The organism is Flexivirga meconopsidis, assembly GCF_026162425.1.
In the GTDB taxonomy this organism is placed as follows: Bacteria; Actinomycetota; Actinomycetes; order Actinomycetales; family Dermatophilaceae; genus Flexivirga; species Flexivirga meconopsidis.
Map to the genome: position 1 here is coordinate 135,608 of NZ_JAOBQJ010000006.1, position 12,504 is coordinate 148,111.

10 protein-coding genes are annotated in these 12,504 nt (G+C 68.7%); 2 read left to right on the top strand and 8 right to left on the bottom strand.

Going from position 1 to position 12,504, the window contains the following annotated elements; all coding sequences use genetic code 11:
• Positions 1-6: 6 nt before the first annotated feature.
• The 8 genes from N2M23_RS19910 to N2M23_RS19945 form a co-directional block, all read right to left on the bottom strand.
• Positions 7-894 (bottom strand): phosphatase PAP2 family protein, encoded by an 888-nt coding sequence (locus tag N2M23_RS19910; RefSeq protein ID WP_265447993.1) that lies wholly within the window; start codon positions 892-894, stop codon positions 7-9.
• Positions 895-962: 68 nt separating this feature from the next.
• Positions 963-2,540, bottom strand: coding sequence for a glutamine-hydrolyzing GMP synthase (gene guaA, locus N2M23_RS19915; protein WP_265447995.1), 1,578 nt, complete (start codon positions 2,538-2,540; stop codon positions 963-965).
• Between the two features lie 121 nt (positions 2,541-2,661).
• A complete protein-coding gene (locus tag N2M23_RS19920; protein WP_265447996.1) occupies positions 2,662-3,045 on the bottom strand; it encodes a DUF3817 domain-containing protein in 384 nt (127 codons plus the stop codon).
• Positions 3,038-3,826: an SURF1 family protein gene (locus N2M23_RS19925; RefSeq protein WP_265447998.1), complete on the bottom strand. Its 789-nt coding sequence runs from the start codon at positions 3,824-3,826 to the stop codon at positions 3,038-3,040. The genes N2M23_RS19920 and N2M23_RS19925 overlap by 8 nt, the downstream gene beginning before the upstream one ends.
• 65 nt (positions 3,827-3,891) lie before the next feature.
• A complete protein-coding gene (locus N2M23_RS19930; RefSeq protein WP_265447999.1) occupies positions 3,892-5,625 on the bottom strand; it encodes a GMC family oxidoreductase N-terminal domain-containing protein in 1,734 nt (577 codons plus the stop codon).
• Entirely contained in the window at positions 5,622-7,250 is a 1,629-nt protein-coding gene (locus N2M23_RS19935; protein WP_265448000.1) for a succinic semialdehyde dehydrogenase, read from the bottom strand. The genes N2M23_RS19930 and N2M23_RS19935 overlap by 4 nt, the downstream gene beginning before the upstream one ends.
• Positions 7,251-7,319: 69 nt before the next feature.
• Positions 7,320-8,441: a GuaB3 family IMP dehydrogenase-related protein gene (locus N2M23_RS19940; RefSeq protein WP_265448002.1), complete on the bottom strand. Its 1,122-nt coding sequence runs from the start codon at positions 8,439-8,441 to the stop codon at positions 7,320-7,322.
• A gap of 92 nt (positions 8,442-8,533) precedes the next feature.
• Entirely contained in the window at positions 8,534-9,499 is a 966-nt protein-coding gene (locus N2M23_RS19945; RefSeq protein WP_265448004.1) for a GTP pyrophosphokinase, read from the bottom strand.
• Positions 9,500-9,616: 117 nt separating this feature from the next.
• Here N2M23_RS19945 and N2M23_RS19950 point away from each other — a divergent pair, with 117 nt between their 5' ends.
• Positions 9,617-11,143: a fatty acyl-CoA synthetase gene (locus N2M23_RS19950; RefSeq protein WP_265448006.1), complete on the top strand. Its 1,527-nt coding sequence runs from the start codon at positions 9,617-9,619 to the stop codon at positions 11,141-11,143.
• 67 nt (positions 11,144-11,210) lie between these two features.
• Positions 11,211-12,416, top strand: a complete 1,206-nt coding sequence (locus N2M23_RS19955) for a phosphodiester glycosidase family protein (protein WP_265448008.1) — start codon at positions 11,211-11,213, stop codon at positions 12,414-12,416.
• Positions 12,417-12,504: the final 88 nt, after the last annotated feature.

Consider the following 12,504-nt stretch of genomic DNA (forward strand, 5'->3'; position numbering starts at 1 on the left):
GAGCGCTCAGCGCAGTCGGCGGTCCGCAGCGACCGACACCCAGCCGATCACGATCGCGCACATCACGCCGATCAGGCCGAGCGTCACGACGGCCAACGGCATGTCGATCATGCCGTATGACGGGCGCACCCCGATCAGCACGAAGATCAGCCCGGCCAGCAGCACGCCGCCCAGCGCGGCCGTCGGCAGCCCTTTGACGACCGGGCGCGACGGGGTTCCGCGCTGCAGCAGGCCGGCAATGGTGAGCGCCACCGCGGCCCAGCCGAGACATACCATCCCGGCGGCGAGCACATCGCCGGGACGGTGCCAGTGACCGGCGACCGTGCCGGCGCCGATGAAGGTGGCGATCACCGCGGCTCCCGGCACCACGACCGGCCGCCACCGGTACGGCGAGACGATCACCGCGGCGAGCGCGAGCGACAGCCCGACGGTCGTGTGTCCGCTCGGCAGGGTGTTGCGACCGCCCACCGAGTCCAGCACCTGATATTTCAGCACCTGGGTGGAGACGTTCGCGCCGGCGATCAGCACCGCGGCGGCGACCGCGACCGACCAACGTCGCTGCACCAGCGCGACCACGACGCAGCCGAGCAGACAGAGCGCAACGGTGGCGTCGGTGACGGTGGTGAGGACGTCGAGGATGCGCGCCCACCCGCTGGGCGATGCGGTGAGTGAGTCCATCATCCGCTGGTCGAGGCGGAATCCGCGCACCGAGTGGATGGCGACGCGAACGACGATCGCCATACCGACGGCGGCGAGGACCGCCATCGCGAGACTGTGCGCCCATAGCGGCAGGCCGGAGGGCCGGCGCGGTTGATGGTCGGTCGGCTGCGGGTGCCACTCGCGGTCGGCGAAGGCAGGCGGTTGCGCCATCTCGCGGACCTGTGCTGCACTCACCCGCTCATCGTCACCCGGCGACCTGTGCGCGTGCTGTCCGTGCGGTGAGGAGCCGGTCGGTCCGGCACTCACTCCCACTCGATGGTGCCCGGTGGCTTGCTCGTGACGTCGAGCACGACCCGGTTGACCTCCGGGACCTCGTTGGTGATCCGGCCCGAGATGCGCGCCAGCACGTCATACGGCAGGCGGGTCCAGTCGGCGGTCATCGCGTCCTCGGACGACACCGGCCGCAACACGATCGGATGGCCGTAGGTGCGACCGTCGCCTTGCACCCCGACCGAGCGGACGTCGGCGAGGAGTACGACGGGGCACTGCCAGATCTCCCGGTCGAGACCGGCTGCGGACAGTTCGGCGCGGGCGATCTGGTCGGCGGCGCGGAGGATGTCGAGGCGTTCCTTGGTCACCTCCCCGACGATGCGGATGCCGAGGCCGGGTCCGGGGAAGGGCTGGCGGTGGACGATCTGCTCGGGCACTCCGAGCTCGAGTCCGACCTGGCGCACCTCGTCCTTGAAGAGCAGCCGCAGCGGCTCGATCAGGCTGAACTGCAGGTCGTCCGGCAGACCGCCGACGTTGTGGTGGGACTTGATGTTGGCGGCGCCGGTGCCGCCGCCGGACTCGACGACGTCGGGATAGAGCGTGCCCTGCACGAGGTACTTGACCGGGTGCTCCTCATCGCCCCTGTCCTGGACGATGTCCCGCGCGGCCTGCTCGAAGACGCGGATGAACTCCCGCCCGATGATCTTGCGCTTCTCCTCCGGGTCGCTGACGCCGGCGAGCGCGCCGAGGAACTGCTCGGTCGCGTCGATGACGATCAGGTCGACACCGGTGGCGTCGACGAAGTCCTGCTTGACCTGCTCGGCCTCCCCCTCGCGCAGCAGACCGTGGTCGACGAAGACACAGGTGAGCTGGTCGCCGATCGCGCGCTGCACGAGCGCGGCCGCGACCGAGGAGTCGACACCGCCGGACAGCGCGCAGAGCGCACGGTCGTCGCCGACCTGCTCGCGCACCTGCTCGACGAGTTCCTCGACCATCGCCTTCGGGGTCCAGTCTGCGGCCAGGCCCGCGCCGCGCAGCAGGAAGTTCTCCAGGACCCGCTGTCCGAAGGTGGAGTGCATCACCTCGGGGTGCCATTGCACGCCGTAGAGGCGACGCTCGTCGTCCTCGATCGCGGCGACCGCGGCACCGGGGGTGGTGGCGGTGACCTTGACGCCGTCGGGGGCGGCCGAGGCGGAATCGCCGTGGCTCATCCACACCGACTGCTCGGCGGGCTGGCCGTTGAACAGCGTCGACCCGGTGTCGCCGATCTCGGCCTGGGTCGCGCCGTACTCGCGTAGCCCGGTGTGTTCGACGGTGCCGCCGAGTGCGCGCACCATCGACTGGAAGCCGTAGCAGATGCCGAACACGGGGACGCCCGCCTCGAGCAGGGTGGCGTCGAGCTCAGGGGCACCTTCGTCATACACCGATGAGGGACCGCCGGACAGCACGATCGCGGCCGGGTCCTTGGCGAGCATCTCGGCGGCCGGCATGGTGTGCGGCACGACCTCGCTGTAGAGCTGTGCCTCGCGCACGCGACGGGCGATGAGTTGGGCGTATTGCGCGCCGAAGTCGACGACCAGGACGGGCTTTTCGGTGAGCGGGGCTGTCACCCGCGCAGTCTATCGACGCCCGCTGATCGAGTAGAGCCCCCGCCCGCTGATCGAGTAGCGGCGAGGAACGAGCCACACCCCGCTGATCGAGTAGCGGCGAGGAACGAGCCGCGTATCGAGATCAGCGCGCCCGCGCGTCCACCTGCGCCAGCAGCTCCTCAACACCCTTGCTCACCTTGCGTTCCAGCCAAAACGACAGGATGGGCACGAACGCGGTGCACACGTAACCGACCATCCGCGGCCAGCTCCAGCGCAGCTTGCTGCCGAGCCAGGCGACCGAGGCCATGAAGATCATGAAGAGGAAGCCGTGGATCGGTGACCACCAGGTGAGCGCCTCGTTGTCGAAGCCGTAGCGCAGGATGAGCTCCACGCACAGGATCAGCAGCGCGACACCGGCGATGACCGCCATGACCCGGAAAAACTTCAGCGCCGTCTCGACCGCGCCGAGGTCGTCACCGCTGCGGAGTTCGCCGGCGTCGGTGGTGAGGGTGGCGGTGTCAGACATGGCTTCCTTCGGGAGTGCTGGGTTCGGCGCTTGCGGTGCGATTCTGCGCGTTCTTCCTGGTGGACCGTCGCTCGGGGTGTGCCTGGTCGCGCAGTTCCCGGAAGTAGATGAAGATCGCGAAGCCGGCGAACGTCCACCACTGCAGTGCGTAGCCGGCGTTGACCAGGTTGAGGCCGGTGTTGCCGGGCTTCGGCGGCGGGAATGCTTGCACGCCAGCGGTTTTCATCGCCGGCTGCTCTCCGGTAAGGAAGACGAAACCGTTGTAGATGTTGCCGCCCCACTGGGTCAGCATCGAGGCCAGGTCGACGCTGCTGAGCTGTCCGGGCGGGCCCTCCGACGTGGAGGGTGACTCACCGGGCGCGAGCGCACCGGTGACCGTCACCTGCGTGTTGCTGGGTTTGGCGACGGCGGCAGGAGTGGCGGTGAAGCCGCGCACCACCGGGATCCGCGCGCCGGTGCCGTCGACCACCACGGGGGTCACCACCCAGAAGCCGTCCTGCTCGCCGAGCGTGCGACCGCTGATCAGGACCTGGTGCGCGGGGTCGTAGCGGCCGGTGAAGCGCACCGGACGCAGCGACCCGTCGTCGGGGAATTTCTGCTGCGGCGCCAGCACGGTGTTCAACGCGACGACCGGGCGGCTCTCCGCGTCGTCCATCGACTTGCTGCCGCGTTGCTGCGCCACGCCCCACTGCCAGAAACCGGCGATGACGAACGCGGTGACCAGCACGATCGCGAGCGCGAGCAGCCCCAGCATGCGGGGCCGGAACGCGGATCGGAGCACGTGGCTCAGAATACGTCCCGGCCCTGCGGCCGAGCCCGGGGCGGTCGGCGACCGTCCCTCTTGTGTCAGGCGACTGTCGCCGGGACCTGCGGCATACCGAGGTCGACGCCGGGCACTCGAGCGGCGGGGGCGGCCAGCCGCTGGTAGGCCTCGCCCTGCTGCGGGCGCTCGTCGTCACTGCCCTTGGCCGGCCACATCGAAATGGCCCGCTCCGCCTGGGCGGTGATGGTCAGCGACGGGTTGACGCCGAGGTTGGCCGAAACCGCCGACCCGTCGACCACGTGCAACTGCGGGTAGTTCCACACCCGGTGGTAGGGGTCGATGACGCCCTTGTCCGGCGAGTCGGCGATCGCGACGCCGCCGAGGAAGTGTGCGGTCATCGGCATACCGAAGAACTCCGGCCAGCAACCACCGGCGATCACGTCGACCTTGCCGACCTTGGACAGCTGGTCGGCGATCGCGCGAATCGCCTTGTGCCCGGCGGGGATCCACCGGGGGTTCTGCTCGCCGTACCCGGGTGCGGTAGTGAGCCCGATGCGCCCGAACCGGCGCCGCGGCTTGACCGTGATCGAGTTGTCGATGCTCTGCATCACCAGCGCGATGATGGTGCGCTCGCTCCAGTGCGGGCCGAGCGCTTGCGCCGCCTTGATCGGCGCCTTCGCCATCTGAGCGAGCAGTTCGGCGGTGCGGCCGAGGATGCCCTTGTCACCGTTGACCAGGAAGGTCGACATGAGCCCCATCAGGTCCGAGCCCTTGCCGTAGCGGACGTTCTCGATGTGGGTGCGCTCGTCGATGTGGAACGAGGTGGTGATCGCCACGCCCTTGGTCAGGTCGACGTCCTGCGGCACCTGCACCGCGGCCGCCCCGCCCAGCTCCTCGGAATTGGTGCGGGTGAGTTCGCCGAGTTTGTCCGACAAGTGCGGCAGCCGCCCGGTGACCTTCATCTTGTGCAGCAGGTTCTGGGTGCCCCAGGTGCCCGCGGCGACCACCACCTCCCCCGCGGTGACGGTACGGCGGTCCTTGCTCACCCAGGCGCCGGTGCGTTCGGTGGTGATCCGGAACCCGTTGCCCAACGGCTCGAGCTCCACCACGGTCCGCATCGGCTCGATGGTCACGCCGCGCTGTTCGGCGAGCGCCAGGTAGTTCTTCATCAGGGTGTTCTTGGCGCCGACCCGGCAGCCGACCATGCAGTTGCCGCACTCGGTGCAACCGGTGCGCTCCGGGCCCTCTCCGCCGAAGTAGGGGTCGGCCACGGTCTTGCCGGACTCACCGAAGAACACTCCGGCCGGCGTCTTGCGGTAGGTCGAGCCGACGCCGAGCTGGTTGGCCGCTTCCTTCATCAGCTTCTCGACCGGCCCCTCGCACGGGTTCTCCTCGACCACGCCGAGCATCCGGCGGGCGACGTCATAGTGCGGGCTGAGCTCGGCATCCCAGTCGGTGATGTGGCCCCACTGCTGGTCCTGGAAGAACGCGGCCGGCGGTTTGTAGAGGGTGTTGGCGTAGTTCAGGGACCCGCCGCCGACACCGGCCCCGGCGAGGATCATCACGCCGGGCAGCTGGTGGTAGCGCTGCACCCCGAAGCACTTCAGCTTCGGCGCCCAGAGGTACTTCGGCAGGTTCCAGGAGGTCTTGGCGAAGTCGTGGTCCTCAAACCGGCGGCCCGACTCGTAGACGTGGACGTCATACCCCTTCTCGGCGAGTCGGAGCGCGGAGACCGATCCACCGAACCCGGAGCCGATGACGACAACGTCGTGGTCGAATCCCGTTGTGGTGCCCGGGTTTTGAACGGTTGTCGTCATGAGATGCGGAATCCCTTCATCATCTTCAGGCCACTGCTCATCGACTTCGCCCAGAGCTTCTCGGACACTCCCGGCGGTACGACGAACGCAGGCCCGTGCTGCACGGTGACGTTCTGCGACTCGGTGTACTTCAGGATGCCCTCGGAGCCGTGCCGGCGTCCGAGACCGGACTCGCCCATGCCGCCCATCGGGGAACCGTTGCTGCCCCACGCGGCCACGAAGCCCTCGTTGACGTTGACCGTGCCGCAGCGGATCTGCTCGGCAACCCGGCGACCGCGCTTGATGTCACGGGTCCACACCGAGCCGTTGAGGCCGTAGTTGGTGTCGTTGGCCGCGGCCACCGCCTCGGCGTCGTCGGCCACCCGGTAGATCGCGACGACCGGGCCGAAGGTCTCGCCGCGTCGGCAGTCCATCGCCTCAGTGACGCCGTCCAACACGGTGGGCTCGTAGAAGTAGGGGCCGATCTCCGGGCGCGCGTGCCCGCCGGCGAGCACCTTGGCGCCCTTCGCGCGGGCGTCCTCGACGTGCTCGGTCACCTTGTCGAGCTGCTGCTGCGAGATCAGCGAGCCCATGTCGTTGCCGTAGGCGAGGTCGGCGCCGAGCTTCATCTTCTCGACCTTGGCGAGGAAGAGCTTGAGGAATTTGTCGGCGATCTTCTCGTGCAACAGCAGTCGCTCGATCGAGATGCACAGCTGACCGGCCGACGAGAAGCACGAGCGCACAGCGCATTCCGCGGCCAGTCGCAGGTTGGCGTCCTCCGCGACATACATGGCGTTCTTGCCGCCGAGCTCCAGCGAGGCACCGACCAGCCGGGACGCCGCGCGCTCGGCGACGATCCGGCCGGTGGCGGTCGAGCCGGTGTACATGACGTAGTCGGCGCGGTCGAGCACGGCTTCGCCGACGGTGCGGCCAGCACCGAGCACGACCGGCAGCAGGCCTTCCGGCAGACCGGCCTGGTCGAGCAGCTCGATGGCGCGCAGCGCGGTGAGCGAGGCCTTCTCGTCGGGGCGCAGCACGACCGCATTTCCGGCGAGCAGCGCCGGCAGCGCGTCGGTGATCGACATCGACAGCGGGTAGTTCCAGGGACCGACGACGCCGACGACGCCACGCGGCTGGTGCAGCTCGACCGACTGGGTCAGCACCGGGATCGCGCCGAGGTGGCGGCGCGGCTTGAGGTAGTGCTCGGCCCGGCGTGCGTAGTGGCGGCATACCCCGGCCACGTCGAGCACTTCGTCGAACGCGTGGCGGCGGGTCTTGCCCGACTCGAGCTGGATCAGATCGAGCAGCTCGTCCTGGTTCTTCAGGATCAGGTCGTGGTAGCGCAGCAGCACGGCGGCGCGCTCCTTGACCGGCCGCGCGGCCCAGCCCTTCTGCGCGGCCCGGGCGATCTCGTAGGCCCGGTCGACGTCGGCGACGGTCGACCCGGGCAGGGTGGCGAGCAGCCCGCCGGTGAACGGCGTGACGCACTCGATCTTGGGTGCGTCGGCCGAGGTCAGCGCACGCCCGGCGAGCCGGGTGGCGAGCAGCGGGTCGATCGCGTGGTCAGCCGGACTGGGCCGCGGCGCGGCTTTCGGCTCCTGCTGGGTAGTCGAGCGGGCATCCTCGGAGAGCAGCTGATCCGTCATTACTCCAGAGTAAGGTGACCACGCTCACATGTGGAGGGTTGGCCCGAAATATGGCCGCGACCTGCGGCGTCAGCTGCGCTGATAGGGCGCGACGACGACCTCGACGCGCTGGAACTCCTTGAGTTCGGAGTAGCCGGTCGTGGCCATCGCCCGGCGCAGCGCACCGATCAGGTTGGTGGTGCCGTCGGCGCCCTGGCCCGGCCCGGTGAGGATCTCCGGCAGCGTGCCGACGGTGCGCACCTCGACGCGTTCACCGCGCGGCAGGTCGCCGTGGTGGGCTTCGGAGCCCCAGTGGAAACCGGCGCCCGGCGCGTCGCTGGAGCGGGCCAGTGCCGCGCCCAGCATCACCGCGTCGGCGCCGCAGGCGAACGCCTTGACGATGTCACCGGACAAGCCCATGCCACCGTCGGCGATCACATGCACATACCGGCCGCCGGTCTCGTCCATGTAGTCGCGTCGCGCGGCGGCGACATCGGCCACTGCCGACGCCATCGGGGCGTGGATGCCGAGCGTGCGGCGCGTGGTGTGCGCCGCTCCCCCGCCGAAGCCGACGAGGACACCGGCGGCGCCGGTGCGCATCAGGTGCAGTGCGGCCGTGTAGGTCGCGACGCCGCCGACGATCACCGGCACGTCGAGCTCGTAGATGAAGCGTTTGAGGTTGAGCGGCTCGGCCCGTCCGCTGACGTGCTCCGCCGAGACCGTGGTGCCGCGAATGACGAAGAGATCGACTCCCGCGTCGACCACGGTCTTCCAGTGCTCCTGGGTGCGCTGCGGGGAGAGCGCACCGGCAACGGTGACGCCTGCGTCGCGAATTTCCTTGAGCCGCAACGTGATCAGGTCAGGGCGGATGGGCTCCTGGTAGATCTGCTGCATGCGCGCGGTGGCGTCGGTCGGGTCGAGTCCGGCGATCTCGCGCAGCAGCGGCTCCGGGTTCTCGTAACGCGTCCAGAGTCCTTCGAGGTCAAGGACCGGCAGACCGCCGAGCTTGCCCAGCTCGATCGCCGACTGCGGACTCATCACCGAGTCCATCGGCGCGGCCACCACCGGCAGGTCGAAGTGATAGGCGTCGATCTGCCAGCCGACCGAGACCTCCTCCGGGTCGCGGGTGCGCCGCGAGGGCACGATCGCGATGTCGTCGAAGGAGTATGCGCGGCGGCCGCGCTTGCCTCGGCCGATCTCGATCTCAGTCACCGCGCAAGGTTATCCAGCAGAGTTCTTGCCGCGAACCCGCGGGCAGCACCCGGTGCCCGCGGGTCAGCTGCGATCGATGCCTCACCACGGGTTCAGTGCGGCACCAGCTCGACAGGTAGGTAATAGAGGCCGCGGTCATTCTCCTCAACCTGAACCCGCAGCTTGTCTCCGACTTCGACGTAATGATCGACCTTGATCAGTCCGTTCACCCCGACCACCGACCGGACTGCGTAGGCCGGGATCAGGCCCTGTTGTCCACTGCTGTCCACCGCGAGCGCATAACGCTCGCCGGTCGTCCGCACCCGAACCTCGCGGAAGTCATCTTGTGCGGCGGCGGGCTCGACATCGCCGGCGGCGGCTTCCAGCCCCTGTGCGTCGGCGGTTGCTTCGAGCTCCTCCGCGAGGTCATCGGCGAGCAGGTCGACCTCCGCGAGCAGCGACGCCATCGCACGCGCGACGGACCCGTGAAATGCGATCGGCTTCATGGCCGACCCCGGCTTGTACAGATCCTCGTGTGTCAGCTCGCCCCACGCGTCTTGCAGGCGAGTCTTGATCTGCACCTCGACGACCACCGGGTCGTCGTTGAGCACCGGCACCTCGAACAGGACATGGCACGCCCGGTATCCAGAACGCTTCGGCGCGGCGACATAGTCGCGCTGGTCGTAAAGGCGCAGATCCCCCAACCGATCGGTGTCGCGCAACGCGTCGAACACGGCCGCCTGATCCCGGGTGGACTTGCACAGCACCTTCAACCCGACGAGATCAGTCAGCTCTCGTTCTACGTCCGCCGTGGTGTCCACCGTCAGATCTTCGTCGGCGACCTTCTGGCGCAACTTGTCGAGCGCGCGGGCCTGCTCCTTGATGCGGGAGTGCGCAGAGTCAAGTCGGGTCCGGTCTGCACCGGCCAGCAGCTCATCACACACCTGCTGCAGCCACTCGCTCATGTCGTGGCGTGCGGTCAACCACGCACGATGACGTTCGTCGTATGCACGCTCGACCAGTGCCATGAGTTCGTCGTCTTGGGTACCTGGCATGACAGCCCCCTGCTGATCGTCCACCTCCGACGTCACCTGCTTACCACTCGCCGAAGCGCGAGAGCCCGTTCCGCACATACCGATTCGACGTCCTTCCCGCCAACCGCGGACGCGAAGACGGCAACCGTGGTGAGGTGAGGCATGGACAACCTGGCAAGTGCCCGCAGCAACACCGTCGACGACGTGCTCCGCCGATCTGCGAGTCGATTCGGCGAACGCACCGCATTGCGCTTCGAGGAGCGGGTATGGAGTTTCGTCGAGCTGGACCGCGCCGTCGATGCCGTGGCGGCGCACCTGTTGAGTCTCGGGCTGGAGCCGGGGTCGCGGGTTGCGTCATACGGCCTCAACTCGGATCTGTATGTCGTGGGCTTCCTCGCCTGTTCGCGCGCCGGCCTCGTCCACGTGCCGATCAACTCCGGCCTGGTCGCGCGCGAGCTGGACTATCTACTGCGTCAGTCCGGCAGCAGCGCCGTGCTGGTGGATCCGGCGATGCGCGACCGGCTCACCGACGTCGAGCACGTGCCGTCGCTCGTCGTCCCGCTGCGCGGCGACGACTCCCTGTTGCAGGTGGCACTGGCCGGCGCCGCGGATCCGAAGACGCCCCAAGTGTTTTCGGGATCGAGCGACGACACCGTCGTACAGCTGCTTTACACCTCCGGCACCACGTCTGCCCCGAAGGGCGCGGTGATGACGCACCGCGCGCTGGTGAGCGAATATCTCAGCTGCGTCACCGCGCTCGACTTCGCCGAGGACGACGAGGCGCTGCACGTCATGCCGCTCTACCACTCGGCGCAGATGCACGTCTTCGTGCTGCCCGGGCTGATGGTCGGCAGCAGCAGCACGATCGTGGAGAAGCCGGATCCGACCGACATCCTGCGCCGGCTGTCCGACGATGAGCACCGGTCGTTCTTCGCGGCGCCGACGCTCTGGGTGGCTCTCGCCAATCATCCCGACTTCGACGAGCGCGGACTCGGTCAACTGCGGAAGGCTTACTACGGAGCCTCGATCATGCCCGTGCCGGTGCTGCAACGGTTGCAGGCCAAGGCACCCGAGCTGGGGTTTTACAACTGCTTCGGGCAATCCGAGATCGGTCCGTTGGCAACGGTTTTGCGGCCCGATGAGCACGAGGCTCGACCGGACAGCGCCGGGCGCCCGGTGCTGTTCGTCGAAGCCCGCGTCGTCGACACCGACGGCAACGACGTGCCTCCCGGCGAGCAGGGCGAGATCGTCTATCGCTCACCGCAACTGTGCGACGGCTATTGGGACAAACCCGAGGAGTCGGCTGCGGCCTTCGTCGATGGCTGGTTCCATTCCGGCGACCTGGTGCGCCGCGACGCCGCCGGCTACGTGTTCGTGGTCGACCGCATCAAGGACGTGATCAACACCGGCGGGGTGCTCGTGGCGTCCCGGGAGATCGAGGACGCGCTCTACACGCACCCGGCCGTCGCCGAGGTCGCCGTCGTCGGCGTGCCCGACGAGAAGTGGGGTGAAGCGGTCACCGCCTACGTCGTCAGCAAGGAGCACGTGACCTCGGACGCTCTGGTCGACCACGCCCGCTCGCAGCTCGCCGCCTTCAAGGTGCCCAAGCGCATCGAGTTCGTCGACGACCTGCCCCGCAACGCCTCGGGCAAGATCCTCAAGCGTCAGCTGCGGCAGCCCAGGCAGTAGCGCCTCTTCGCCCACCGTTCACCCGCCGATTGCCCACGCCAGGTGACGACTGCGGCAACGTCGAAGCATGCTCCGTCACCGCCTGTATGCCGCCACCGTCGCCACCGCGCTCGGTCTCGCGATCACCGTGCCGACCTCACACGCCACACCCGGGCAACTGCCGCTCGGCGCCGCGAACCTCTCCGAGACCCGCACGACCACGACGCTCGCGGCGGGGATCACTCGCACCCGCATCGTGCGCGGCACGACGCCCGCCTCCCCCGACGAGATCAACACCACCGACCAGGGGCCGTGGGTGGTCAACGAGGTGCTGATCGACCCGGTGAAGGCCAAGGGGCGACTGGAGGCGACCTACGGCCCTGACCTCGCCCGCACCGAAACCGTCTCCGACCTGGTCGGTTTCGCCGGCGGACTGATCGGCACCAACGCCTCCTTCTTCACCTTCACCGCGAGCAAGGACTACCCGGGCGACCCGGTCGGACTCGGACTGTATGGCGGCAAGCTGCTGTCCAACCCGACGACCGACCCGGCCGAGCAGGATGTCGTCTTCGACGGCCAGACCGGCAAGATGCTCTTCGGCAAGGTGCAGTGGGCGGCCAAGGCGGTCAACGCCCGGACCGGTGACAGCATCGACATCGACGCGGTCGACCACCCACCATCGGCAACCGGCGAAACTGACTGGATCACACCGGATTTCGGATCTCGCACACCATCGGGGCCAGGCGCTGAGATCGTGCTGGACAAGCGAGGCTGCATCGTCCGCAGCAACTGGACGACACGCGGCACCGCGCTCGCAACCGGGCAGTCGTCGGTGCAGGCGACCGGGGCCGACGCCACCGCACTGCAGACGGTCACCGGTGCTGCGGGTTGCCTCAGCTTCCGCCAGTCGGTCACCGACGCCTTCGGGCAGCGGATCCCGTTGACCAAGAAGACCTTCGGCGTCAACGGCCGCTATCGACTCACCGCCGATGGGCAGGTTGTCGCGCCGCCCGGGACCGGCAGCTTCTTCGACCGCAACCCGCGCACGATCTTCGGCCGCACAGCGGACGGCAAGATCGCCCTGGTCACCATCGACGGCCGCATGGCGAGCAGCGTCGGCACCACGGTCGCCGAGTCTGCCGCAGTCGCCAAGTCACTCGGCCTGGTCGACGCGGTCAACCTGGACGGCGGCGGATCCACCACTCTCGCAACGGCATCCGGGCCGCTGAACACCCCCAGCGGCGCCGCCAACGCCGAACGTCTCGTCGGGGACGCACTCGTCTGGGTGCCATAACCGACGCAGCCCATCTGCTCGCCAGGTCCACGACGCTACCCCGGGAGCCTTCGGCCCAGGACGACGGATTGCTACGCTGCGCAGGCGT

Excerpts from the sequence above, each read along its gene's own strand:
- N2M23_RS19920 (WP_265447996.1), bottom strand. The coding sequence starts at position 3,045 with ATGTCTGACACCGCCACCCTCACCACCGACGCCGGCGAACTCCGCAGC.
- N2M23_RS19930 (WP_265447999.1), bottom strand. The coding sequence starts at position 5,625 with ATGACGACAACCGTTCAAAACCCGGGCACCACAACGGGATTCGACCAC.
- N2M23_RS19935 (WP_265448000.1), bottom strand. The coding sequence starts at position 7,250 with ATGACGGATCAGCTGCTCTCCGAGGATGCCCGCTCGACTACCCAGCAG.
- N2M23_RS19950 (WP_265448006.1), top strand. The coding sequence starts at position 9,617 with ATGGACAACCTGGCAAGTGCCCGCAGCAACACCGTCGACGACGTGCTC.
- N2M23_RS19955 (WP_265448008.1), top strand. The coding sequence starts at position 11,211 with ATGCTCCGTCACCGCCTGTATGCCGCCACCGTCGCCACCGCGCTCGGT.